This window comes from Polynucleobacter sp. HIN5 (assembly GCF_030297555.1).
Lineage (GTDB): Bacteria > Pseudomonadota > Gammaproteobacteria > Burkholderiales > Burkholderiaceae > Polynucleobacter.
The window spans coordinates 1773212-1796515 of record NZ_AP028136.1; the positions used below are offsets into that span (position 1 = coordinate 1773212).

27 protein-coding genes are annotated in these 23304 nt (G+C 47.0%); 10 read left to right on the forward strand and 17 right to left on the reverse strand.

Translation table 11 applies throughout. The features are described from left to right. The first annotated feature begins 16 nt into the window (after positions 1 to 16). The 3 genes from gpmA to QUE61_RS08960 are packed head-to-tail and all read left to right on the forward strand — an operon-like array spanning position 17 to position 2920. On the forward strand, positions 17 to 712 hold the full coding sequence (gpmA, locus tag QUE61_RS08950; RefSeq protein WP_286306878.1) for a 2,3-diphosphoglycerate-dependent phosphoglycerate mutase: 696 nt from the start codon (positions 17 to 19) through the stop codon (positions 710 to 712). Between the two features lie 4 nt (positions 713 to 716). Then, complete coding sequence (locus QUE61_RS08955; protein WP_286306879.1) at positions 717 to 2153, forward strand: S41 family peptidase; 1437 nt, start codon at positions 717 to 719, stop codon at positions 2151 to 2153. 11 nt (positions 2154 to 2164) lie between these two features. Then, positions 2165 to 2920, forward strand: coding sequence for a HesA/MoeB/ThiF family protein (locus QUE61_RS08960; protein WP_286306880.1), 756 nt, complete (start codon positions 2165 to 2167; stop codon positions 2918 to 2920). Here the strand turns inward: QUE61_RS08960 and ptsP are convergent. The 8 genes from ptsP to QUE61_RS09000 form a co-directional block, all read right to left on the reverse strand. Then, positions 2917 to 4671, reverse strand: a complete 1755-nt coding sequence (ptsP, locus tag QUE61_RS08965) for a phosphoenolpyruvate--protein phosphotransferase (protein ID WP_286306881.1) — start codon at positions 4669 to 4671, stop codon at positions 2917 to 2919. The two genes, QUE61_RS08960 and ptsP, sit on opposite strands and share 4 nt — an antisense overlap. A gap of 2 nt (positions 4672 to 4673) precedes the next feature. After that, positions 4674 to 4943 carry an HPr family phosphocarrier protein gene (locus tag QUE61_RS08970; protein WP_286306882.1) on the reverse strand — a complete coding sequence of 90 codons (270 nt, stop codon included), beginning with the start codon at positions 4941 to 4943 and terminating at the stop codon, positions 4674 to 4676. Continuing rightward, positions 4930 to 5394, reverse strand: a complete 465-nt coding sequence (locus QUE61_RS08975; RefSeq protein ID WP_286306883.1) for a PTS sugar transporter subunit IIA — start codon at positions 5392 to 5394, stop codon at positions 4930 to 4932. Before QUE61_RS08975 ends, QUE61_RS08970 begins: the two co-directional genes overlap by 14 nt. Position 5395: 1 nt before the next feature. Continuing rightward, on the reverse strand, positions 5396 to 6334 hold the full coding sequence (gene gshB, locus QUE61_RS08980) for a glutathione synthase (protein ID WP_286306884.1): 939 nt from the start codon (positions 6332 to 6334) through the stop codon (positions 5396 to 5398). Between the two features lie 8 nt (positions 6335 to 6342). Beyond that, entirely contained in the window at positions 6343 to 7641 is a 1299-nt protein-coding gene (gshA, locus tag QUE61_RS08985; RefSeq protein ID WP_286306885.1) for a glutamate--cysteine ligase, read from the reverse strand. Positions 7642 to 7768: 127 nt separating this feature from the next. Next, entirely contained in the window at positions 7769 to 9256 is a 1488-nt protein-coding gene (locus QUE61_RS08990; protein WP_286306886.1) for an ammonium transporter, read from the reverse strand. A 10-nt stretch (positions 9257 to 9266) separates the two neighbouring features. Then, positions 9267 to 9605, reverse strand: coding sequence for a P-II family nitrogen regulator (locus QUE61_RS08995; protein WP_108509169.1), 339 nt, complete (start codon positions 9603 to 9605; stop codon positions 9267 to 9269). 26 nt (positions 9606 to 9631) lie between these two features. Continuing rightward, positions 9632 to 10453, reverse strand: coding sequence for a TorF family putative porin (locus QUE61_RS09000; protein WP_286306887.1), 822 nt, complete (start codon positions 10451 to 10453; stop codon positions 9632 to 9634). A gap of 255 nt (positions 10454 to 10708) precedes the next feature. Here QUE61_RS09000 and QUE61_RS09005 point away from each other — a divergent pair, with 255 nt between their 5' ends. After that, a complete protein-coding gene (locus QUE61_RS09005; protein WP_286225334.1) occupies positions 10709 to 10966 on the forward strand; it encodes an accessory factor UbiK family protein in 258 nt (85 codons plus the stop codon). 4 nt (positions 10967 to 10970) lie between these two features. Here the strand turns inward: QUE61_RS09005 and QUE61_RS09010 are convergent, their stop codons facing one another. Genes QUE61_RS09010 through QUE61_RS09045 form a run of 8 tightly spaced genes read right to left on the reverse strand, consistent with a single transcriptional unit; the run spans position 10971 to position 17007 of the window. Further along, positions 10971 to 12314, reverse strand: a complete 1344-nt coding sequence (locus QUE61_RS09010) for an MFS transporter (protein ID WP_286306888.1) — start codon at positions 12312 to 12314, stop codon at positions 10971 to 10973. 7 nt (positions 12315 to 12321) lie between these two features. Beyond that, positions 12322 to 12906 (reverse strand): hypothetical protein, encoded by a 585-nt coding sequence (locus QUE61_RS09015; protein ID WP_286306889.1) that lies wholly within the window; start codon positions 12904 to 12906, stop codon positions 12322 to 12324. Next, positions 12887 to 13858 (reverse strand): lipoyl synthase, encoded by a 972-nt coding sequence (gene lipA / locus QUE61_RS09020; protein ID WP_286306890.1) that lies wholly within the window; start codon positions 13856 to 13858, stop codon positions 12887 to 12889. Before lipA ends, QUE61_RS09015 begins: the two co-directional genes overlap by 20 nt. Then, positions 13858 to 14517: a lipoyl(octanoyl) transferase LipB gene (gene lipB, locus QUE61_RS09025; RefSeq protein ID WP_286306891.1), complete on the reverse strand. Its 660-nt coding sequence runs from the start codon at positions 14515 to 14517 to the stop codon at positions 13858 to 13860. Before lipB ends, lipA begins: the two co-directional genes overlap by 1 nt. A gap of 9 nt (positions 14518 to 14526) precedes the next feature. Then, entirely contained in the window at positions 14527 to 14802 is a 276-nt protein-coding gene (locus tag QUE61_RS09030; protein ID WP_108509175.1) for an HP0495 family protein, read from the reverse strand. Beyond that, on the reverse strand, positions 14799 to 15518 hold the full coding sequence (locus QUE61_RS09035) for an alpha/beta hydrolase (RefSeq protein ID WP_286306892.1): 720 nt from the start codon (positions 15516 to 15518) through the stop codon (positions 14799 to 14801). The genes QUE61_RS09030 and QUE61_RS09035 overlap by 4 nt, the downstream gene beginning before the upstream one ends. A 19-nt stretch (positions 15519 to 15537) precedes the next feature. Next, on the reverse strand, positions 15538 to 15843 hold the full coding sequence (locus QUE61_RS09040; protein ID WP_108509177.1) for a (2Fe-2S) ferredoxin domain-containing protein: 306 nt from the start codon (positions 15841 to 15843) through the stop codon (positions 15538 to 15540). Between the two features lie 39 nt (positions 15844 to 15882). Beyond that, a complete protein-coding gene (locus QUE61_RS09045) occupies positions 15883 to 17007 on the reverse strand; it encodes a VanZ family protein (RefSeq protein WP_286306893.1) in 1125 nt (374 codons plus the stop codon). Positions 17008 to 17045: 38 nt separating this feature from the next. On the opposite strand from QUE61_RS09045, the gene QUE61_RS09050 reads away from it, so the two are divergent. Continuing rightward, positions 17046 to 17846 carry a biotin--[acetyl-CoA-carboxylase] ligase gene (locus QUE61_RS09050; protein WP_286306894.1) on the forward strand — a complete coding sequence of 267 codons (801 nt, stop codon included), beginning with the start codon at positions 17046 to 17048 and terminating at the stop codon, positions 17844 to 17846. Next, complete coding sequence (locus QUE61_RS09055) at positions 17843 to 18652, forward strand: type III pantothenate kinase (RefSeq protein WP_286306895.1); 810 nt, start codon at positions 17843 to 17845, stop codon at positions 18650 to 18652. Before QUE61_RS09050 ends, QUE61_RS09055 begins: the two co-directional genes overlap by 4 nt. On the opposite strand, the gene rfaE2 is transcribed toward QUE61_RS09055, so the two are convergent. After that, entirely contained in the window at positions 18649 to 19146 is a 498-nt protein-coding gene (rfaE2, locus tag QUE61_RS09060; protein ID WP_286306896.1) for a D-glycero-beta-D-manno-heptose 1-phosphate adenylyltransferase, read from the reverse strand. The two genes, QUE61_RS09055 and rfaE2, sit on opposite strands and share 4 nt — an antisense overlap. Before the next feature lie 148 nt (positions 19147 to 19294). On the opposite strand from rfaE2, the gene QUE61_RS09065 reads away from it, so the two are divergent. Genes QUE61_RS09065 through QUE61_RS09080 form a run of 4 tightly spaced genes read left to right on the forward strand, consistent with a single transcriptional unit; the run spans position 19295 to position 23297 of the window. Then, the gene (locus QUE61_RS09065) at positions 19295 to 19855 is read left to right on the forward strand and encodes a glutathione peroxidase (protein ID WP_458574740.1); all 561 of its coding nucleotides are present in this window, start codon (positions 19295 to 19297) and stop codon (positions 19853 to 19855) included. Continuing rightward, positions 19852 to 21240, forward strand: a complete 1389-nt coding sequence (locus QUE61_RS09070) for an NAD(P)/FAD-dependent oxidoreductase (protein WP_286306898.1) — start codon at positions 19852 to 19854, stop codon at positions 21238 to 21240. Before QUE61_RS09065 ends, QUE61_RS09070 begins: the two co-directional genes overlap by 4 nt. 24 nt (positions 21241 to 21264) lie before the next feature. After that, positions 21265 to 22050 carry a DUF1365 domain-containing protein gene (locus QUE61_RS09075; RefSeq protein WP_286306899.1) on the forward strand — a complete coding sequence of 262 codons (786 nt, stop codon included), beginning with the start codon at positions 21265 to 21267 and terminating at the stop codon, positions 22048 to 22050. Continuing rightward, positions 22047 to 23297: an SAM-dependent methyltransferase gene (locus QUE61_RS09080; protein WP_286306900.1), complete on the forward strand. Its 1251-nt coding sequence runs from the start codon at positions 22047 to 22049 to the stop codon at positions 23295 to 23297. The genes QUE61_RS09075 and QUE61_RS09080 overlap by 4 nt, the downstream gene beginning before the upstream one ends. Positions 23298 to 23304: the final 7 nt, after the last annotated feature.

Genomic DNA, 23304 nt, shown 5'->3' on the forward strand with positions numbered 1-23304 from the left:
ATTATAGAATGCATCTATGAAACAACTCATCCTAGTCCGCCACGGACAATCCGCCTGGAATCTTGAAAATCGGTTTACTGGATGGGCCGATATTGACCTTACCCCAACAGGTGTAGAGCAATCCCAACGGGCTGGTCAACTTCTGAGGGAGGCTGGCTATGACTTTGATATTGCCTATACCTCGGTTCTAAAGCGCGCCATCCGAACCTTATGGAATATCCAAGATGCAATGGATCTAATGTGGGTGCCCGTGGTCCATAGCTGGCGATTAAATGAACGGCACTATGGCGCACTAACGGGGCTCAACAAGGCAGAGACCGCGGCCAAATTTGGGGATGAGCAAGTCCATATCTGGCGGCGCTCCTATGCCATCGCCCCTCCTCCATTAAGCCCGGAGCAGCGCGCTGAGCTCGCCAATGATCCCCGCTATACCAACCTCAATCATGAGGATATTCCCCATGGGGAGTGCCTGAAAGACACTGTAACTCGGGTTTTACCCCTTTGGAATGAGTCAATCGCTCCGGCTCTCAAACTTGGTAAAAGAGTTATTCTGGTCGCCCATGGCAATAGCATCCGCGCCCTAATGAAACACATTGATCAGGTATCGGATGAGGCCATCATGGAAGTCAATGTGCCAAACGGCAATCCCCTCATTTATGAACTGGATGATGAACTACGCCCAATACAACATTTCTATTTAGAGGCAAAATAGCTAAATGCGTCAGTTATTTAGAAATATTGTCCTAGTTAGTATTGGTTTGATTGCCGGAATTGCGGCAACCATCCAGTTTTCTGCTACCGCGCAGCAGGGTACAAGTACCTTGCCGCTCGATGAGTTACGCACGCTTTCGAATGTCTTTGGGCAAATTAAGCGTGAGTATGTTGAACCAATTGATGATAAACAGCTACTCACCGATGCAGTTAAAGGCATGGTCAGTAGTCTTGATCCGCACTCCGCCTATCTCGATAAAAAAGATTTTGCCGAAATGCAAGAGCAAACTGCTGGTAAGTTTGCTGGCCTTGGTATTGAAATTACCTCCGAAGACGGTTTGGTCAAAGTTCTTAATCCAATTGAAGGCTCACCTGCTGCTAAAGCTGGTCTTCAGGCCGGCGATCTGATTACCCGCTTAGACGATAAACCAGTGCGTGGTATGTCACTTGATAAAGCCGTTCGTACCATGCGTGGTACACCGGGTACCAAAATTACTTTAACAATTTTTAGAAAAAGTGAAGAGCGTACTTTTCCAGTCACCATCACACGCGCTGAAATCAAAGTGCAGTCGATTCGAGCAAAAATTGTGGATAACAATATTGCATGGGTCCGCATTACTAGCTTTCAAGAGCGCACCATTCCAGATCTTGCTAAGAAATTGGCAGAGCTTGCCGCCAAAGATCCGAGCTTAAAAGGGCTGGTGTTAGATTTGCGTAATAACGGTGGTGGCCTACTGCAAGGCGCGGTTGGTGTTGCCGCTGCTTTCTTGCCCCCAGGTGCAGTCATTGTTTCTACCAAAGGTCAGGCTCCTGACTCACGGCAGGTATTTAATGCAGTTCCTGCGATGTATAAATTGAACGAATCAAATGATCCCCTTGATGAGGTTCCGCCGCTCTTTAAGAAAATCCCAATGGTGGTCCTGGTCAATGCCTACTCCGCATCTGCTTCTGAAATCGTTGCGGGTGCACTACAAGATTACAAGCGTGCCACTATTCTTGGGAAGACCACCTTTGGTAAAGGATCCGTGCAAACTGTTCGGCCACTCAGTAGTGACTCGGCACTTAAAATCACCACCGCTTACTACTACACCCCCAATGGTCGCTCAATCCAAGCGTTTGGGATTAAACCCGATATTCCGGTGGATCAGAATAAAGACGGTGACCCTGAAGATGTATTAATTACACGAGAAATTGATAGTGAAAAGCATTTGCGTAACAAACAGTCGTCAGAAGAAACATTGATTAAAGATCGTGAGAAACGTCGTCTCCAAGAATTGCAATTGATTGAAGAGCGCAATGCAAAGAAAACGCCAGAGGAGCGCGAGAAAGAAAAGAATCGTCGTCCACCTGAGTTTGGCAGCAATGATGACTTCATGTTGCAGCAAGCCATTGCCTTTCTGAACGGTCAAACGGTCAAGCGCTCGGCTTCTAAACTTGAGTAATTGAGTTGCTCATGAATGACGAGCAACTCCTTCGCTATTCGCGCCATCTACTACTCGATGAAATTGACATTGCAGGCCAAGAGCGGCTGTTAAGTTCCCACGTACTCATCATTGGTGCCGGTGGTTTGGGCTCTGCCTGCGCGCCTTATCTGGCTGCAGCTGGTGTTGGAAAAATTACCCTCGTCGACCATGATCATGTCGAACTCACCAATCTTCAGCGTCAAATCATGCATCAGGTCAATAGCATTGGCATGAGTAAAGTAGCCTCGGGTGAACGCTTTCTCAAGAGCTTAAATCCCGGCTGTCAGGTGAAGGCACTAGAGAAGAAGGTTGATGAACCCTTACTTGAAGAGCTCATCCAAAATGTTGATGTGGTGGTTGACTGCACCGATAACTTTCTGACCCGACATTTAATTAATCGGGTGTGCGTTAACTATAAAAAGGTATTGGTCTCTGGCGCTGCATTGCGCTTTGATGGTCAAGTGAGCGTGTTTGATTTTCGTGATCCGAGCTCACCATGCTATGCCTGTGTCTTCCCACCAGATCCCAATTATGTTGAAACCAACTGTGCCAGTATGGGGGTGTTTGCGCCTCTCGTGGGCATTATTGGAAGTATCGCCGCGGCGCAGACTCTGCAAGTCATGATTGGTTTTGGAGAGTCTTTACTGGGACGCCTGCTGATCTGGAATGCTCGCACAACCCAAGTGGATGAAATTAAACTGGCGCGCCAGCACACTTGTCCAGTGTGCGGATCAGGCGTACGCTAATGAATTGAATTTAAGCGATTAAATAAAACACTTTGCTCAACTGGCTCGTAAGCCGCTAATAACTCATCAATATGCAACTTTAACTTACGGGTATCGGCCTGCATGATCTCGCGCTTGACTAATAAAAGTTGGCTAAAGTGCATTGAGAAATCGGTCAGGCCCATCGCCAGCAATAGCTTTGTCAAAGCGGGGTCGCCAGCCATCTCACCGCATACTGCAATTGGCACATTGGCTCGGTTTGCCTCACGAATAATTCCTGCAATTAAATTGAGTACTGCTGGGTTTAATGGATCATACAAGTGGGCCACAGCATGATCGGCGCGGTCAATCGCCAAGGTGTACTGAATCAAATCATTAGTGCCAATCGACAAATAATCAAAGTGTTTAACAAAGAGCGGCATCATTAAAGCAGCGGCTGGAATCTCAATCATTGCCCCCACCTGAATATCCGGATTAAATGCCTGACCCCGCTCTTGTAATTGCTGCTTTGCCTTTTCAATGAGTCGCAAACTTTCATGAATCTCTTGTGCATGCGCCAACATCGGCAATAACAGTCGGACCTGGCCATGAGCAGACGCACGTAAGATTGCGCGTAATTGAGTTAAAAATATCTCAGGCTCAGATAAAGACCAACGAATGGCACGCAAGCCAAGGGGCGATGTGCCCGTGCTTCCGGTCTCAGCTCCCGCTACCGCCTTATCGGAGCCAATATCAATTGTACGAATATTGACCGGCAAGCCAAACATTGCCTCAACCGCACGGGTGTATTCTTGATATTGCTTCTCTTCATCCGGAAGACCATACTCTTGGTTCATAAACAAAAACTCAGACCGAAATAGTCCAATACCGACTGCACCTAAATCTAGGGCATGCTTGGCATCCTCTGGCAATTCAATATTGGCAAATAACTCGATCTCAACCCCGTCTTTTGTACAGGTCGGGCTGTACTTGAGCTCTTGTAGCTTTTCAGACTCTATGCGTTTTTCAGACTGAAGATTCCGATATTGAGCGAGAAGCATCTCGTCTGGGGCAACCACCACAATCCCGCGGTCCCCATCAATCACAATCCAATCACCGTGCTCAATCATGTCACTGGCATGACGAATACCCACGACTGCCGGTATCTCTAGGCTACGCGCCACAATCGCGGTGTGAGAGGTTTTCCCACCCAAATCAGTTACAAAGCCACTTAACGCATTCTCTTTAAACCGTAACATGTCATGGGGTGCAATATCATGCGCCACCACAATCGTGTCGTCTTCAAAGTGTCCGGTAATCAACCCCTCACCGCCAATCACGGTCTGACGGTTATGCGACTGCAGCGCCTTCAGGACTCGCTCAGCCACCTGCCGAATATCATTACCACGTTCCTTTAAATACGGATCATCCATTTCAGAAAACTGCTCAAGCAAGTCATTGAGCTCGGTGGTCAAGGCCCAAGCAGCATTTAAGCGTTTTTGCCGAATTAGGGCTAAGGGCTTTTCAGCTAAGGTTGGGTCCGAGAGGATTAGCTGATGAACATCTAAAAATGCCGCCATCTCCTGTGGGGCATCTTTGGGTAAAGCAGCTTTAAGCGTATTGAGCTCTTGGCGCACACAATCAAATGCCTCGAGTAACTTATTGGCTTCAGCCTCTTCAGTCCCGGGCTCAATGAGGTAATGACTGACTTCAAGAGCAGCTCTGGAAATTAATACAGCTTTGCCAATCGCAATGCCCTTAGAGACTGCAATGCCATGGAGCGCAAAAGTCATTCCTACTCGCCCTCACCAAATCGATTGTCAATCAACTCACAAATTTTCTTTAGGGCTTCGTCTTCTCTCTCGCCAACAGTCTCAATCGTAACGCTACTACCCATACCGGCAGCTAGCATCATCACGCCCATAATACTTTTAGCATTAATACGTCGGCCGTTCTTGCTCATAAAAACCTCGCACGGGTACTCACTGGCGAGTTGTGATAACTTTGCGGACGCACGCGCATGCAGACCGAGCTTATTAATAATTTCGATATCAACTTTTGGCATCGCTCGTTCCTGCATTCTGATTCAAGATAAGATCGGCATCTGCCATTAATGAGGGCGCTCCTAAACGAATAATGCCGTTTTGACCGCCCTGCATCGCTTTAAGAGCAACCGATTCCACCCCGGCACCCCGATATGAAATCGCCCGCATGAGCATTGGTAAGTTCACGCCAGCCAACACAATTACTTTGCACGGAAAATGTTCCGATTTGGCAAGCCGGGTAGCAACATTGGCCGGGGTAGCCCCCATAACGTCCGTTAAGACCAATATGCCGTATTCACTTTGGACCCGGGTAGCTGCTTCATAGACACGATCAAAACTAATCTTGGTGTCTTCATACGGAGGAATATCAACTGCAGCCATACGATCTGGCACCTTGCCATATGTGTGCTCAACAAAACCAAGCATCGATCCGGCAATTGGGGTGTGGGCAACAATTAGAATTCCTGGCACCTTAAATGAGCTCCTTTTCAAGCAATGTAAGCCATTTTTGAGCAATATCCAAATTCGTTTGTTGAGTGATTTCTACAAAACAAGTTGGGCTTGTCACATTAATCTCGGTCAAGTAACCGCCGATCATGTCAAGGCCCACTAAGAACAGGCCGCGCTTAGCCAGAATAGGCGCTAAATGATTTGCAATTTCTTCTTCGCGCGCTGTCAAGGCCATCGCCAGTCCTTTCCCGCCAACGGCTAAGTTCCCACGAATCTCCGAGCCCTGCGGAATGCGCGCCAAGGCATAAGGCATGACCTCGCCCCCAATGAGCAGAACCCGCTTATCTCCAGAAGTAATTTCGGGCAAGTAACGCTGCGCCATCAGGGTGCGCGAACCGTTCTCACCTAGGGTTTCAACAATGCTTGCCAAATTAAGGCCATCCGGTCCCACCCGAAATACGCCCATGCCACCCATACCATCGAGCGGCTTAATCACAATGTCGTGATGTAGCTGATGAAAATCGCGGATCGCATGAATATCGCGCGTTACTAAACTCGGGGGAATAAATTGCGGAAACTCCGTAATCGAGAGTTTTTCAGAATGATTGCGAACCGCATCTGGCGAATTAAATACCCGCGCTCCCTGCAAAACAGCGGCCGATAAGATCCAAGTGCTCGTCAAATACTCCACCGTAAATGGTGGATCTTGGCGCATCAAGACCGCTGAAAAATATTCCAGCGGATGCTCCTCAAAAGAACCTAGCGCATACCAATGCTCACCATCCAAAAGTTCAATCATTTGGCAACGCGCTCTGGCCTTGCCTTGACCCCACACCAAATCATGGCTTTGGGTATACCAAATCGCATGCCCCGCAGCCTGTGCGGCACGCATCATGGCCAAAGTGCTATCTTTCTCGACCTTCAATGAATCGAGTGGATCGGCAATAAACAAAAACTTCATGGCCAGACTTAAGCGGCCTCGGCATCCGGATCGGTGCGCTCAAGCTCAAGCGATGCAGCCAACAGAGCCAAACGTGCCACAACGCCATATAAGTAAAAACGGTTTGGTGCTGCGCTGCCTGGCTTTGCTTTCATATCTGGCATGGCGTTTTGCTCAAACGCGAGGGGCACAAAATGCATACCAGGAGCATTCAAATTCTCATCAGGTCCACGGTCAGTATGAACCCGATAGAAACCCCCGACGACATAACGATCAATCATATAAACCACGGGTTCGGCTACTGCTTCATTGACCTTTTCAAAGGTGTAGACACCTTCTTGAACAATCACGTCACTGACCTCAAGACCCTCTTTAACGACGCTCATCTTGTTCCGATCACGCCGATTTAAGTTCTTTAAATCATTGGGGTCGTGCGCAACCATCACACCCATTCCATAGGTTCCCGCGTCGGGCTTGACGACTACATAGGGCTTGTCTTTAATGCCATACTCACGGTATTTCTTAGCGGTCTTTTTGAGCACCTGATCAACGGCTGCGAGTAATTGCTCTTCGCCCTTTTGCTCATGAAAATCCATCCCCGTACAACGGGCGTAATACGGATTAATCATCCATGGATCAATATTGATTAGTTTGGCAAATTTCTTGGCCAACTCTTCATACGCCTGAAAGTGATTGGATTTACGACGAATCGGCCAGCCCGCATGCAAACCTGGTAACAAGTATTGCTCGTATACATTCTCGAGGATTGGCGGAATACCAGCGGATAAGTCGTTGTTTAGCAAAATAGAGCAGGGATCAAAATCTTTTAGGCCCAAACGGGTCTTGCGTAAACCTAAACGCGTCAGTGGCTCCAAAACTAATTTGCCGCCCTCCGGTAATTCGATCGTAGTCGGCTTTTTAATATCGTCCGATAGAGTACCCAAACGAACATTTAATCCCGCTTGACGCAGAATCGATGATAAGCACGCAATATTCTGCAGATAGAAGGTATTGCGTGTATGTCGCTCTGGGATCAATAATAAATTTTTGGCCTCGGGACAGATTTTCTCGATCGCCGCCATAGCGGCCTGAACAGCCAAAGGCAACATTTCTGGAGATAAATTATTAAATCCACCCGGAAATAAATTGGTATCAACTGGAGAGAGCTTAAATCCGGAATTACGCAGATCGACCGAGCAATAAAACGGCGGGGTATGCTCCTGCCATTCCAAGCGAAACCAGCGCTCAATCGTTGGGGTTGCTTCGAGGACTTTCGACTCAAGCTCTAAGAGGGGGCCACTTAAGGCGGTTATAAGATGCGGGACCATATCCGCATTGTAAGTTTTTTGAAAGAAAGACGCGGAATCTTGCGATTCCGCGCTTAAAAACTAGGCAACCAACCAGTGCCGCCTAGTGAGGGGTAAAAAATCACTAAAACACTATTACAACCCTAAATCAGGACTCGTATGCAGCCTCTCCATGAGAAGTGATATCAAGACCCTCGCGCTCTTCCTCTTCCTTCACGCGCAATCCAAATACCATATCCGCGATCTTGAAAGCAATGAACGCAACCACGCCAGACCAAATCAGAGTCACTACCACACCCTGTGCTTGGATGAATACCTGGCTACCAATTGAATATTCGGTAGCAACTGCATTGGTTACATAATCCCAGATGCCAGCACCGCCCAAAGCAGGATCAGCAAATACACCCGTCAGAATTGCACCGACAATACCGCCCACGCCGTGAACACCAAACACATCGAGACTGTCATCGGCACCGAGCATGCGCTTGAGGCCAGATACACCCCATAGGCACAAAACTCCAGCAACAAAGCCAATGATGATGGCGCCCATGGGACCAACAAAACCTGCTGCGGGTGTAATTGCAACCAAGCCTGCAACGCAACCAGAGGCGGCGCCCAACATCGAGGGTTTACCTTTGGTCATCCATTCCGCTACGGTCCAACCTAGAACTGCTGCTGCAGTTGCAAACAGTGTGGTTACTAAAGCAAGTACGGCACTGCCATTGGCTTCAAGAGCAGAACCAGCGTTAAAGCCAAACCAACCAAACCACAAGAGTGATGCACCAACCATGGTGTAGACCAAGTTATGGGGCTTCATTGCTTCCTTACCATAGCCAATCCGCTTGCCAACTACGTAGGAACCAACCAATCCAGCAATCGCTGCATTGATGTGAACTACAGTACCGCCAGCAAAGTCCAGCATGCCTTTTTGCCATAACCAACCAGCACTCGCAGTGACTGCTTCAAGACTTGCGGCATCTTTGATTGCATCTGGGCCTGCCCAGAACCAAACCATGTGTGCAATTGGCAGATAGCTAAACGTAAACCAAATGATCATGAACAACAAGATTGCAGAGAACTTAGCGCGCTCAGCAAATGCACCAATGATCAGGCAGCAGGTGATACATGCAAAGGTTGCTTGGAATGCCATGAACGAGTACTCATGAATCACAACACCTTTACTAAAGGTTGCTCCCGTACTATCCGGAGTCATGCCTGACAGGAAGAGCCGATCTAAACCGCCAAAGAATGCATTACCTTCGGTAAATGCAAAGCTGTATCCGTAAATGGCCCATAACACTGCCACCAAAGAGAACATCACCATACATTGCATCAAAACTGATAAGACGTTCTTACTTCGCGTCAAACCGCCATAAAACAGTGCAAGTCCCGGTAAGGTCATCAACATCACCAAAGCGGTAGAAACTGTCAACCAAACGGTATCGGCTTTGTTAGGCGTTGGGGCAGGATCTGCTGACGGGGCAGCAGCTGGAGCCGTAGGAGCTGCGGCAGGCGCAGTCACAGCAGCTTTTTTATCATCGGCAGCATACGCTGGAGAAACTAGCGCACCTGTCGTTGTGGTCACCGCAAGCGCCATGGCGCCAACAGCAACGAGACGTTTCATCCAATTCAACATGGTTAACCCCTTATAGTGCTGAGGTACCGGTTTCACCGGTACGAATACGAACGACATGTTCGATGGAAGAGACAAAAATCTTGCCATCACCAATCTTGCCTGTGCGTGCTGATTTCTCAATCGCCTCAATGGCGCGATCGAGAATGCCATCTTCTACCGCAGCTTCAATACGAACCTTGGGTAAAAAATCAACGACATACTCAGCACCGCGATACAACTCGGTGTGACCCTTTTGTCGACCAAAGCCTTTCACCTCTGAAACGGTGATGCCTGAAACCCCAACTTCTGAGAGAGCCTCACGCACCTCGTCAAGCTTGAAAGGCTTGATGATTGCGGTAATCATTTTCATGCATATCTCCTAGATAGTGAGGGGGATTAGAAGGTTTTGGTGAGGGCAACAACGGCGCCACCGCGGCCGGCTGATGTTCCACCTTTAGTAAAGGTATTCCACCAGACGGGGTTTGCATTAGTACTCACATAAGATGCAGATAAGGCCAGGCCACCACCAAAATCCTTAGTTAAACCAAGCTTCCAATCGGTATAGCTAATATTTGTCTCGGGCTGCAATAACGGACCTGATGATACGGGTTGACCCGCGATATATTGATATCCAATATGTCCATTAGCAGTAATGCCCCAGATTCCCGTATCGTAATTAACAGTCAAATCAGGATAAAAAGATCCGGAAGAATTTGGAATACCAAAAATATTTGTTAACGAGTAATTGACTTTAACAAAACCGGATACTGGTCCAAATGTAAAATTTTGAGCAGCATAAATTTCGGTTGTATTTGGATTAAGGATCATTCCGTTATAGTTACCTCCCGTTTGGGGATAAAAATATTGCAAAACTCCAAAATCAGAGGCAAATCCAGGGGCTATTAGCTCCTTTTTAAAGCCGCCATAGAAATCCATTTCTAGCGGTGCTTGGACACCATTACTAGTCGCGTTCGACACCCAGTTAATTGTTGAGTTCCAGTTACCAATATAGAAGCCACTCTCATGAGCGTAATCAAATCCACCCTGAATTGCGGGTTGGTAGTTCGTTTGAGAAATTCCTCGATAACGATAGTCATTAGTAATTGTTACGTTTGCAGAGATTGGGCTCTTCTCTTCAGCAGGCGCAGATTGCGCCATGGCGCCACCCGCCAATGCTGAGATCGCTAGAGCGAGTGTGGTTTTCTTAAAAGTGTTCATAAATACTCCCTTCTGGTTGAATGAAAAAATGCACTACACATTTAGTCCTGCAATAAGCGTGCCAGATTCTTAAATATTGTTTTAAATCAATTATTTAGTTAATTTTTTAGGTTTGGGTTTGCCTTCATTGGGGCTTAATTTGGTGAATATCTGGGTTTTTATGGGCTTTTGCACCAAATAAATGCATCATTTAGGATCATTACGTGCACCAGCTTTGGGCATGCAAGGTCTTTGGCTTCGCCCTACAATTTGCTTATGCAAAAACCCAGTCAACTATTCGAGCAAATGCAGACCATTGCGGTCGATATGCAAAACAAGATTGGTGAGGTGATTCGTAACTCACCTGCCAAAGACATTGAAAAAAATGTTCGGGCCATGATGACCCAGGGTTTTCAGCGCATGGATTTGGTTACACGCGAAGAGTTTGATATTCAGTCCAAGGTCTTAGCTAAGACTCGTGAGAAGTTAGAGGCGCTTGAAGCAAAAGTGGCGGCCCTTGAAAACAAGTCGTAATGATTTAGATCTTTACGACCTCATCTTCAGCTTCATCATCTCGAAAGAAGGTAGCTGGAAAATATTTGGGTGCAATCAAGAACCAAATAAAGCCAGCAATTTGCACTACTAGAAATACTGCTAGCGCTAAATCATAAGCACTCGTTTTATTCCAACCTAAGGCAATACCTAAATCCAATAAATGACCAATGCCCCATTGCACAATAAAGGCACCAATAAAGAGTGTCAGGTTATAGGTGGTACTAACTCTTCCCGAATAATGTTTAGGGAAATACAAAACAATAATGCTCTGCGCCAACACAAACGAGGCGCAGGTAATAGCAAATAGATACCACCAGATCCATACCAAGGGCGTTTGCCAAAAATACGCACAGGCCTGCATGATCATCGATGCGCCAACCATCCAGGTCATGTAACGCATAGTATCAACTCCGCGCTTGGCTAACTTAGGCAAGATCCACGCATTAAAGAGATAGGCAAAGAGAAGTACGGTATTAAAACCAAAAACGATTTGTGCGGCAGTACTAGGGTGATACTCCATCACCTCAATCAGCCAAGGACCAAACCATAAGGTTTGTATTGCAATAAACCCGCCATAACAAAATGTTCCGAGTGGCAGGATGCGCCAGAAAAATGGATTGGTCAAAATCGGCTGATAACTTTGCCACGATAAATTGGCTTGTGAGCTGGGTGCCTCGTGATTCGGTTGCAGGTATTTCTGATTTTGTTTTCTCACCGGTAAACCAAAGTACAAAATCAAAATTGCCAAAAACGATAAACCGGCAAGTACTAGAAAGACACCTCGCCAACCGATATAAGGCGTGACCAGATGAACTGGCCATGTGCTTGCTAGGGCACCGCTCGTTCCAAATACCAACATGGCTGAGGCTAATTGTCCTTGTTGAGAAGGTGCGTACCATGCCCTAAAACCTGAGAATGCAGCCATCAGGCATGCGGATACTCCCATCCCAATCAAGACCCGTGCGATGACGAGCGTATTAAAGTTCTCGGCTAAGGCAAACATAACAGCACCAATCACAGCAAGGGTCATCACCCATGCCTCTGTAATACGTGGGCCAAAGCGATCAAGCGCCAAACCCAAGGGAATTTGCGTCATTCCGAAGCCAACAAAATAAGCCGAGGATAAGAGTCCTAAATCCGCATTGCTAATTTGCAGATCACGCACAAGATCAGGAGCGATCACCACGTTAATCGTCCGAAATGCATAGGACATGAAGTAGGCCATGGCAAAGCATAAGAAAATCCGTAATGCAAACCCGCCCTCAAGAGGTAGCTTTAGATAATCATTGGGCCTTCCATACCAATGGGAATAATGCGTCTGACTCATTTAGTACTTAGTTAGGTCGAAACTCATCAAAAAAAATAGTAATGTTTTCTTGATTGAGGACAGACTCTAATTGGCTGGACTGACCCGTCCGAATGACGCTAATTTGATACAGGTTTACAGAGTCATTCGCTGCCGGTCTAATGAGCCACCGCACTCGCATCACTTTTTTGTTTTCTGGAAGATGTAAATAATAATCTTGTGTGACTTGCTTGACTTGACCCGATGGACCAATCTGACTGGCAGCATCTTTAACTAAATTAAATTGAGTTGTATTTGCTTGTCGCAATAGGGCATTTTGTAACATCTGTTCAACCAGTGTGATCTGGGTCGCAATCGTTGCTGGTATTTGTGTGGTCATCACCGCAAACACATCCTCATCGACTTTGGCGAACTCCAGGGTTTGCTTTAGAGAAGTCTTTTGATAGGTGATGCTGCGTTCAATCAGTTGGGGCTTACTCGGAAACATCACCGCATAGCCCTGGGCGTCATTTTTAATAGTGCGCCAATCAAACCGGGGGCTACACGCTACGATCAGAATACAAAGAGTAGCTAGCCCAGCTATGCGTAATGCCCTATACAACGCCAGCCTCATGGGCTTGTTGATCGGCGTGATAACTTGAGCGCACCATCGCACCAACTGCCGCATGGCTAAAACCCATCGCATAGGCTTTTTGCTCGAACTCTTTAAAGGTATCTGGATGCACATACCGCAATACGGGTAAATGGTGATTCGAGGGAGCAAGGTACTGACCAATGGTGAGCATATCAATATCGTGTGCACGCATATCCTGCATTACTTCTAAGATCTCCTCATCGGTCTCGCCCAATCCAACCATCAAACCACTCTTGGTTGGTAACTGTGGGAAGCGCGCTTTGAAGTCTTTTAATAACTTCAATGAGTGTGCATAGTCTGACCCTGGTCTGGCTTGCTTATATAAGCGCGGTACGGTTTCAAGGTTATGGTTCATGACATCGGGCAAGCCCTGTGGATCGTTCGCAAATATATCCAAAGCTTTTTCAAGTCGGCCCCGAAAATCAGGCACTAACACCTCAACACGAGTGGAAGGTGAGAGCTCTTTGGTGCGACGAATGCAATCGACAAAATGCTGGGCGCCTCCATCACGCAAATCGTCACGATCGACGCTTGTAATCACCACATACGAAAGTTTGAGTGCGGCTATTGTCTTCGCGAGGTTCAGCGGTTCTTGTGCATCTAAGGGATCAGGTCTGCCATGACCGACATCACAAAACGGACACCGGCGGGTGCACTTATCGCCCATGATCATAAAGGTGGCAGTACCTTTACCAAAACATTCGCCAATATTGGGACAGCTCGCCTCTTCACATACGGTGACCAACTGGTTCTCACGCAGAATCTGTTTAATCTCACTAAAGCGTGAACTGCTTGATGCAGCTTTGACCCGAATCCAGTCGGGCTTTTTTAGGGTCTCGGCTAGAGGCACGATCTTGATCGGAATCCGTGCGGTCTTATCCGCCGATTTTTGTTTTTGCAGGGGATCGTATTCTTTTTTTAGATCGCTCATCAAACAGGTTCCAGTTGCAACTGCTGTTGTAGGTGATTCAGTAAAGTTCCTGCAACGGTATCAATATTCTCGTTGATTCCTAATGACTTAAGATCAATGCTTTGTAAGCCCTTATAGCCACAGGGGTGGATTGCTTTAAAGGGTGATAAATCCATATCAATATTCAGTGCTAAACCGTGGTAACTGCATTGTTTGGTAATTTTAAGCCCCAAGGCTGCAATCTTGGCGCCCCAAAGAGACGGTGATACCTGAGACTGTTCACTAAGATAAATACCAGGGGCACCGGGCTTGCGTTCCGTCATTACCTTGTAATCAACTAGAGTCTGGATAAGCGCTTCTTCAATGCGCCGAACCAGCTCTTTCACAAAGAGCTTCTTGCGTTTGAGATCCAATAACAAATAAATCACGATTTGGCCTGGCCCGTGATAAGTAATCTCACCGCCACGGTCAACTGCAACGAGTGGAATCGAATCAATCGGAGTATGTAAATTCGTTGGCTCTCCAGCCAAGCCCAAGGTAAAGACTGGGGGGTGTTGCAAAACCCACACCTCATCAACCGTTGTTGCAGAGCGATCCTGTGTAAACCGTTGCATAGCATCAAAAGCTTGCTGGTATTCCACCAAGCCCAAAAACCGAATTTGTACTGGGCTAGCCTGCATCGCAGCTCACTAGAGTACGACGCTCACCAAGGGATGCGTGGATAGGGTTCGGTAAATTTCATCGAGCTGCTCACGACTGGTTACATGCACTGTAATGGTTAGACCCAGGTAATTACCATCACGTGATGGCCGCTCTTCAATGCTTGTCTCCTGAAAATTAGGATCAAATTGCTTGGCGATATGAATTACTGCCGGCAAAAACTCGGGGGCTGCTTTACCCATTACCTTGATTGGAAAATCACACGGGTACTGAATCAAAGACTCCGCAGGAGTATTGGTGTTCATGATGATGTTCTCGGAAAGCCCAACCAGTTAGACAAAATGATATTGCGAATGCAATGTAACTTGCGATGAAAAAAATGATCGGCTCCTGGTACAACATGCACGGTTAATTCTTGAGGGCGAGTCCAATCGAATACCGCACTCAATGGAATGGTCTCATCATTTTCTCCATGAATCACAATCGTATCGGCGGGAACACGTTCGGCCAACTCCCATTTACCGGCTGCGCTACCCACCATCACAAAGCGCTCTACCGGTCGCCCAAGTTCAGCGAGTTTTTGAACCAAATGGGTGCCCACATAACTGCCAAAGGAGAAACCGGCTAGCGCCAAAGGTAATTGATTGACGTGGGGAATCCAGAGCTGCTCATTGGCATTTGGTAGGCTTTGCATCCAAGCTCCTGGGGTACGCATCCAATCGCTAATGCAAATCAGATCGTCGAGCTCGCCACGCCCCTCATCATGTACGCCTTCTGATAAACCAACCCCCCGAAAATTGGGTCTCACGCATACGTAATCCAACTGATTAAACGTTCTTGCTAAGGTCTGCACCACCTTGTTATCCATGGTGCCACCGAGCAGGGGGTGAGGGTGGGCAATCAAGGCTAATCCTCGAAGCTCAGTATGGGGATTTTGTTTGAGACTCTCTGGCAAATCAATCGAGAGCTGAATCTGGCCAACGGGGCCTGAGATCGTAATGGTTTGGGTCCGACTGTTCATGCGATGCCTAATCGTTCAATTAAATCATTAAACGTTCGACAGGTTTACCTTGCATCAAATGAGAGTCGATAATTTCTTCCACATCTTCGGTATCGATCATGGAGTACCACACACCCTGGGGATAAACCACCATGACAGGGCCATTCGCACAATGATCTAAACAGCCCGCTTTATTGACGCGTACCTTACCTGCGCCGTTGAGCCCTAACTCTTTGACCCGTTTTTTTGTGAAATCGAATAGGGCTTGGGCATTATGCCGAGCACAGCAATCATCGCCATTACTCCGCTCGTTTAAACAAAAGAATAGGTGGTATTGATAGCTCATCCTTGAAATTATATCGATGGATGACCCTTCTAGCCGAACTTAGTGAGTTGCGCGTCGGGCGTAATGTATCAGCCAAATGAATGCTACTGGCAACCATAGCCAAGATAGCCATTGCATTAAATCGTTGAGATGGGCTAAACGGCTGTGATTCCATCGCGGCAGACTAATGGTGAAGTAGGGGTTATCAGGAAAATAGTTCACCAAAATCATAAGAGCCACTAGGGCGCTGATACAGGCGATGAGGCGCATGCCGGTTGAAAAACGCATAAAAATACTAGCCAGAAGACTACTAAATACCATTCCCCAAATGGCACCCGCACTCAACCACACAAAGCCAAACTCCGAACCAAACTGTAAGGATGTAAAGAATGATTTGATCATGATCGTGATCACTAATAAACCTGCCAGTAAAGGTAACTTAGGAATATTGTTGCGTAGGGCCAAAGAAAAGAATAGGCAAACGCCAAACCAACTAAGGCCTGTCACTAAAGCCTCATAAATCGTATGATGCATTCCATCAAAACCCCAGCTTGCAACCGGATTGATACCAAGACCCAAAAAGCCCATTCCCAACCATGCGCTTTGGGGATAAATTTGTGCAAACGGGAACAAGATGAATAGGGCAACACTTAACCAACGTGTGCCAAACCAGTAATCAAAGCGCTTACGCAGTGCCGTTCCAGATAACCAGTGTGGGCCTAAGGGTTGAGCTAAAAGGGCACCGATCAGGGCACCCATTAGATTAGCGATCCAATCAATTTGTGTCGGAACTCGGGTGGGCAACCAACTTTGCGCACTCTCGATTGCACCCGATAGAAGGGCACTAAATACTAAGGTAATGGCAATTGCTCGAAATCTTTGCCAGCGAGGATAAAGCGCAAACACCAAAATAAAGCCTAAAGGAATGTACCCCAAAACGTTAATCGTTACATCAAATAAGGTGATGTATTTAGGTAAGGGACCAGACCACCACGCAAATGGATCCAAACCAAACTTCCAATCCACATTAAAAGGGTTTAAGCATCCATAGCCAATCAGCAAAACATAAATGATGGCTATTGCCCGAGCCAGCGGCATTGCCTGTAAAGGCCAATGAATACGCTGAGGTACTCTGGGCGCATCGGTACGTTCTTGAGTAAGGTCTTTTTTAGCTTTACCTGACATATGTACCCATTCTATCGAGACCTTTCTACAATAGACAAATGAACTGGAATTGCATTCTTGAGCGCATCGCCGAAACTGAATCAACCAACGATGATCTAATGGCGCGTTGGCGCGCTGGGGCGCTCATCGACCCCGTCTCCCGCTTAGCCAAACACCAAACCAAGGGCAAAGGGCGATCTGGCCGACATTGGTTTGCGGAACCCAATGTTTCCTTGTCGTTCTCACTCGCTTATCCGTTTAATCAGCCTCAACAATTTCTACATGGGCTAAGTCTTGTTTGCGGACTCGCGGTGATCCAGGGGATCTCCAAGAGTCTTGGGCTTGATGAAATGAGTCTGCGGCAAGATGGTCTCTCACTAAAGTGGCCCAATGACCTTCTGATCAAGGAACGAAAATTAGGCGGAATTCTGATTGAAGGGGGGAAACTTTCGGGCTCCAACCCAAATGAGCCAGTCTGGATGATTATTGGAATCGGCATGAACTTAAGCCATTCCAAATCCCTAGAAGATGCCGCGCAACTGCCCATTAGCGCACTCTCAGAACTTAATCACAAGAACATGCCGATGGAAGCTGATTTAGTTTGGCTCGCCATTCTCAATACCCTAGGTGACTATCTAGAGCTCTTTGCTAAAAATGGATTTGCACCTTTTCGCTCGCAATGGGATTTTTGGGATGCCTACCGCGATCAGCCAGTGAGCATTTCAGAGTCTGGGGTAGTTAAGCAAACAGGCATTGCACATGGTATTAATGAAGAGGGTGCACTTTTACTACAAGAACCTGGCAATACTGAGTTAACAGCGATCTATGCCGGAGATGTCTCTTTAAGAAAGCATCTATGAGCTCATTCTTACTGATTGATATTGGTAACTCGCGCCTTAAGTGGGCTAGCGTGGATAGCAAACGTAATCCCGTCGAGCGTGATAAAAAATTATGGAATCACTCCGGCGCCATTGATACGAAGTTACTAGGCTCAAAAGAGCACCGTGATGAACTGGCTCATTACATTCTCAATACCATTCCAACCCCAAGTGCGATAGGACTATGTAGTGTGGCGACAGAATCCGCAGTCCAACAGCTCAATGAGCTACTTCAGCCCTGGCAACACTGCCCACAGTTTCGTCTGCTCGGAGACTCATCATATCCATCTCTGCGCACCCAATACCAAAATACCCACACCCTGGGTGCTGATCGCTGGGCTGCATTAATTGCTGCACGAGAGCTATCCAATGACAACACCTTAGTAATTAGTGCCGGTACCGCAACAACCATTGATTTTTTGGGTGGCAATGGAATGCACTATGGTGGTTGGATTCTGCCGGGTCTGGGACTAATGCGTGAAGGCCTATTGCAACATACCGCCGGCCTCAATGTAGCGAGCCTTAATCAAGCAGCGACTGGCATTGGATTAGATACTGCCAGCGCAATTGATGAGGGATCGCGGTTAGCTCATCTGGGGGCGATTGCACAGGCAATGGATTTTGCTAAACAGCGACATCAAGCTGTTATTCGTGTATGGATCGTTGGTGGTCATGCTGCCACCTTATTTGATGGGCTGATTCACAATCAGATCCCCGCAGAAAAAATGCCGAGTTTGGTGCTCCGAGGACTCTGGGCTTGGCTCAATACCCAAGTCAAAACCAACTAAGAACGAATCTTGCCAAGCAGGTTCGTGGTGGAACGCTCATATATAAAAGGAATGGCATATGCTTTGCCTCCGCATGCTTTCACAACCTTGGTTTCCTGTAAAGACTCGATTGCATAGTCTCCGCCTTTGACATAAATATCTGGACGGATCCTACGAATCAACTCGACAGGGGTCTGCTCTGAAAACAGCACTACCAAATCAACGCTTTCAAGCGCCGCCAAGAGGGCCATTCGATCCTCTTGCCCATTAATCGGGCGATCAGTACCTTTTCCTAACATGCGCACCGATGCATCTGAATTAACCCCCACGACCAGACTATTGCCAAGCTGGCGGGCTTGTGCCAAGTAACTGACATGTCCCCGATGCAAAAGATCGAACACGCCATTTGTAAAAACCATGGGGCGAGCCAAAGACCTTAACTTTGCCTCTAAATCCCCGCTAGCGGCACATAGTTTTGCTTCAAAAGCAGGGGGCTTCAAGATTGGCTGCGTCATAGACCAAATTCTAGATGATTCCTACCTAAAACCCTGCCCGATCCTGAATTAAAGGGGTAATTTTCCCTAAAACACAAAAGAAGGCGGAAGACGGTAGACTTCAAGGTTTCTGGCTTAAAAGTGAGGATTCTTGATGAAATGGTTAATCATGATTTTCCTGTTTGGTGTAACGACCATACTAAATTCGAATGATGCCCAGGCCAACCCGTCGGCCAATCAGTGTAGCCCTGCACTTTCGTATACCTTTCCAAGGCTACAGGATGAAGCCCCACAAAATCTTTGCCAATACCAAGGCAAGGTTGTCATGGTGGTGAATACGGCTAGTTTTTGTGGTTTCACCAGTCAGTATGAGTCGCTTGAAAAAATTTATGCGCGCTATAAAGATCGTGGCTTTGTGATTTTAGGCTTCCCATCGGATGATTTTGGACAACAGGAGCCCGGATCGAATAAAGAAATCGCGGAGTTTTGTAAAAATACCTACGATGTAAAATTCCCAATGTTTGCTAAAAGCTCGGTTAGTGGCAAAGAGGCGAATCCTCTATTTAAGATGTTGATTGCCAAAACGGGTACCACACCGAAGTGGAATTTTTACAAGTACCTGATTGATCGTGACGGTAATATTGTTGATTCCTTTAATAGCCTAACGAAACCCGATAGCAAATCGATTACCTCTGAAATTGAAAAACTACTAAAGTCTAAAGCCTCGTGAACACCCCTTCCCATTCCATGCCCCACAAGAAAGTTGCGATTGTTGGCGCCGGCATCTCTGGCTTAGGCTGCGCATATGCATTACAGAAAAATGCAGGGGTTCATGTCACGTTATTTGAGGAAGCGTCGCATATTGGTGGACATAGCAACACCGTTGATATTGAGGTTCCGGACCGCAATGGTGTAATCAAGTGCGCCGTGGATACTGGGTTTTTAGTCTTTAACCGAAAAACCTATCCCCGCTTAACGCGTTTATTCGAGGAATTGCAGGTTCCAATTGCCTTATCGGAAATGACCTTCTCGGTTTCTATTGATCACTCCCTAGAATGGTCGGGCGACAACCTTAATACTTTATTTGGGCAACGAAAGAACCTACTCCGCCCAGCATTTTGGAGAATGGTTGCCGATATCCTACGTTTTAATCGCTTAGCAACTGCGCTAGCAACGAAACAGGTAAGCGCTGGACATAGCGCCGATCCCAAGCAGTTGCAATCGATCGCCTCATTTCTCGATGAACATGGATTTAGTCAATCGTTTCGGGAGTGGTATTTTTTACCCATGATTGGTGCGATCTGGTCATGCCCCACCCAACAGATGCTAGAGTTTCCGATCGAAACCATGGTGCGGTTTTGTCATAACCATGGGCTCTTGCAGGTCAATAATCGTCCACAGTGGCTAACCGTGAAGGGAGGATCGAAAGAGTATGTGGCAAGACTAATCAAGGCCATGCATCCAGAGCGATTTAAGTTCATTCGTGAGTCGGTCAAAAAAGTGAATGTGCCAGATGCACAAAGCCCAGATAAGCGTGTTGAATTGATTAGTTCTCAAGGGATTCATTATTTTGACGAAGTCATCATGGCTTGCCATAGCGATGAAAGCCTAAAGCTACTCCATGGAATTGATGAATTTGATCGCTCGCTCTTAGCCGCCATACCCTATCAAGCAAATCGTGCAGTCTTGCACCGTGATGCCAGCCTTTTACCTCAGACCAAGCGCTGCTGGGCGGCTTGGAACTATAAAACCACTTACACCAAAAATCAGATCCAATCGGTTAGCGTGGACTATCTCATCAATAAGCTACAACCCCTCCCAGCCGCATTGCATGAAGATCCGATTATTGTGAGCCTTAACCCTCTGGTTGAACCAAAACCTGAGTTGGTCTTTAAAGAGATTTCCTATTCACATCCCATTTTTGATGCCAAAGCGATTTCGGCACAGAAGAATCTTTCATTAATTCAAGGGAAGGCGGGAATTTGGTTCTGTGGCGCATGGACAGGATACGGCTTTCATGAAGATGGTCTTCGCTCGGGAGAATTAGTGGCGGCCGATCTGGTTGCCTCGCTCCATGCCCCGCTCAAGCGTCCGCCCTTGCAATCGGCAAACTGAGATAAAGCATTAGCATTGCGATCGATGGCGCATCCACTAATTAATTTTGGTCAAGTCAAGCACAGCCGCTTAAGGCCGGTAAGCAATCGCTTTAGTTACGGAGTCTTCACACTAAAGATCCCGATGCGAGAGCGTAATCGCAACCCCAATCTTCTCAAGCAATATGGCATGGGGGATAACCAGTGGGCCTTTTACTCGTTTTACGATCGTGATCATGGCCACGGCATGGAAAATTCCCTGAGCTGGGCAGAGTCTCTTTTTGCGCAAGAGGGCATTTCAATCCCTGATGGAGAAATTTGGCTACAAACATTTCCAAGGGTACTAGGTTATGTATTTAATCCCGTCAGCTTTTGGATCTACACGGATGCGCATCAAGCAGTACGAGCGATCTTAGCTGAAGTGAATAACACTTTTGGTGAGCGGCACTGTTACCTGCTTCACAAAAAAGATTGCGATGAGATTTTTTCAGGTGAAACACTGATTAGTCATAAAATTTTTCATGTATCGCCATTTTGTGATGTCTCTGGCGAGTATCGGTTTCGGTTTCTTTTTTCCAAAGACAGTCAACGCAAAATGGATTCGGTCTGTCGCATTGAGCTTTACACCGATCATCAGCCACTGATCTACACCAGCATTAGCGGTCAAGATTTTCCCCTATCACGCTCTGCTTTAAGCCGTGCGAAGCTGCGCTACCCGATGATGACCTTTGGCGTGATTGCGCGCATTCATTGGCAAGCCCTCAAACTTTGGCTAAAGGGGGTACCATTTCACTCAAAACCAACGCCTCCCAGAATTGAAGTGAGTTCATGATTCGACCCGGACAATCCCTGCTCCACAAATTATCGGTATCGCGCACTGAAAAATTACCGGCGGATGGAAAACTAAGCCTCGCCGCCCGAACCATTGAGCGCCTCTTAAAACAATTATCCATCGGTCACTTGGTGATGACTTTTCCAAATGGCGAGCAGCGTGAATTTGGAAATCGAGCCGATTCCTTACATGCTGAGATTCGGTTCCATCGCTGGTCTACATTCCAAGATATTTTGCGACATGGTGATATTGGATTTGCTGAAGGGTATATCCGCGGGGATTGGGATAGCCCCCATCTTGAGAAGTTACTCGACCTCGCCGTTAAGAATCGCAATATTCTTGAGCGTGCCATTTACGGGAATTGGTTCGGGTCACTAGTGTATCGATTTCGCCATTTTCTAAACCGAAACAATAAGGCGGGTAGCAAAAAAAATATTCATGCGCACTACGATCTTGGTAATGCGTTTTATCGACTGTGGCTTGATCCCAGCATGACCTACTCAAGCGCCTGGTTTCAGGCTGATTCCAATGCAAGCTTGGAGCTCGCACAACGAGCAAAATATCGCAACATCCTAAACTCTCTGGCACTTCAACCCAATAGCAAGATTCTGGAGATCGGTTGTGGGTGGGGTGGATTTATGGAAGAGGCAGCCCTTGCCGGTCACCGGGTTACAGGACTCACCCTCTCGACTGAACAGCAGTCATTTGCAATGGATCGCATCAATCGACAGTCGCCCAATCGCCATGAAGTACGACTTCAAGACTATCGGGATTGCAAGGATCAGTTTGATGGGATTGCCTCCATTGAAATGTTTGAAGCGGTTGGCGAGCAATATTGGCCGATGTATTTTGAAACCATTGCTCGCTGCCTGAAACAAAATGGCAAAGCATGCATTCAAACGATTGTGATTGCTGAAAATCTGTTTGACCGCTATCGTAAAAGCACGGACTTTATCCAGCAGTATATTTTTCCGGGGGGGATGCTGCCCTCCCGAGAAGCATTTAAACACTATGTACAACAGGCGGGGCTACAGATCGAATGTGAATTCGCCTTTGGGCATGACTATGCCAAAACACTTTGTATTTGGTATGAGCACTTTAATCAAAAAATTCCTGAAATCCGAGAACTCGGGTTTGATGAGCCTTTCATTCGGTTATGGAACTTTTATCTCATGTATTGCGCAGCTGGCTTTAAAGAACAAAATATTGATGTCGTTCAATTTACGCTCAGCCACCAACCGAAATAGGTCAGGT

Coding starts and splice junctions, on each gene's coding strand:
- gpmA (WP_286306878.1), top strand. CDS start 17: ATGAAACAACTCATCCTAGTCCGCCACGGACAATCCGCCTGGAATCTT.
- QUE61_RS08955 (WP_286306879.1), top strand. CDS start 717: ATGCGTCAGTTATTTAGAAATATTGTCCTAGTTAGTATTGGTTTGATT.
- QUE61_RS08960 (WP_286306880.1), top strand. CDS start 2,165: ATGAATGACGAGCAACTCCTTCGCTATTCGCGCCATCTACTACTCGAT.
- ptsP (WP_286306881.1), bottom strand. CDS start 4,671: ATGACTTTTGCGCTCCATGGCATTGCAGTCTCTAAGGGCATTGCGATT.
- QUE61_RS08970 (WP_286306882.1), bottom strand. CDS start 4,943: ATGCCAAAAGTTGATATCGAAATTATTAATAAGCTCGGTCTGCATGCG.
- gshB (WP_286306884.1), bottom strand. CDS start 6,334: ATGAAGTTTTTGTTTATTGCCGATCCACTCGATTCATTGAAGGTCGAG.
- gshA (WP_286306885.1), bottom strand. CDS start 7,641: ATGGTCCCGCATCTTATAACCGCCTTAAGTGGCCCCCTCTTAGAGCTT.
- QUE61_RS08990 (WP_286306886.1), bottom strand. CDS start 9,256: ATGTTGAATTGGATGAAACGTCTCGTTGCTGTTGGCGCCATGGCGCTT.
- QUE61_RS08995 (WP_108509169.1), bottom strand. CDS start 9,605: ATGAAAATGATTACCGCAATCATCAAGCCTTTCAAGCTTGACGAGGTG.
- QUE61_RS09000 (WP_286306887.1), bottom strand. CDS start 10,453: ATGAACACTTTTAAGAAAACCACACTCGCTCTAGCGATCTCAGCATTG.
- QUE61_RS09005 (WP_286225334.1), top strand. CDS start 10,709: ATGCAAAAACCCAGTCAACTATTCGAGCAAATGCAGACCATTGCGGTC.
- QUE61_RS09010 (WP_286306888.1), bottom strand. CDS start 12,314: ATGAGTCAGACGCATTATTCCCATTGGTATGGAAGGCCCAATGATTAT.
- QUE61_RS09015 (WP_286306889.1), bottom strand. CDS start 12,906: ATGAGGCTGGCGTTGTATAGGGCATTACGCATAGCTGGGCTAGCTACT.
- lipA (WP_286306890.1), bottom strand. CDS start 13,858: ATGAGCGATCTAAAAAAAGAATACGATCCCCTGCAAAAACAAAAATCG.
- lipB (WP_286306891.1), bottom strand. CDS start 14,517: ATGCAGGCTAGCCCAGTACAAATTCGGTTTTTGGGCTTGGTGGAATAC.
- QUE61_RS09030 (WP_108509175.1), bottom strand. CDS start 14,802: ATGAACACCAATACTCCTGCGGAGTCTTTGATTCAGTACCCGTGTGAT.
- QUE61_RS09035 (WP_286306892.1), bottom strand. CDS start 15,518: ATGAACAGTCGGACCCAAACCATTACGATCTCAGGCCCCGTTGGCCAG.
- QUE61_RS09040 (WP_108509177.1), bottom strand. CDS start 15,843: ATGAGCTATCAATACCACCTATTCTTTTGTTTAAACGAGCGGAGTAAT.
- QUE61_RS09045 (WP_286306893.1), bottom strand. CDS start 17,007: ATGTCAGGTAAAGCTAAAAAAGACCTTACTCAAGAACGTACCGATGCG.
- QUE61_RS09050 (WP_286306894.1), top strand. CDS start 17,046: ATGAACTGGAATTGCATTCTTGAGCGCATCGCCGAAACTGAATCAACC.
- QUE61_RS09055 (WP_286306895.1), top strand. CDS start 17,843: ATGAGCTCATTCTTACTGATTGATATTGGTAACTCGCGCCTTAAGTGG.
- rfaE2 (WP_286306896.1), bottom strand. CDS start 19,146: ATGACGCAGCCAATCTTGAAGCCCCCTGCTTTTGAAGCAAAACTATGT.
- QUE61_RS09065 (WP_458574740.1), top strand. CDS start 19,295: ATGATTTTCCTGTTTGGTGTAACGACCATACTAAATTCGAATGATGCC.
- QUE61_RS09075 (WP_286306899.1), top strand. CDS start 21,265: ATGGCGCATCCACTAATTAATTTTGGTCAAGTCAAGCACAGCCGCTTA.
- QUE61_RS09080 (WP_286306900.1), top strand. CDS start 22,047: ATGATTCGACCCGGACAATCCCTGCTCCACAAATTATCGGTATCGCGC.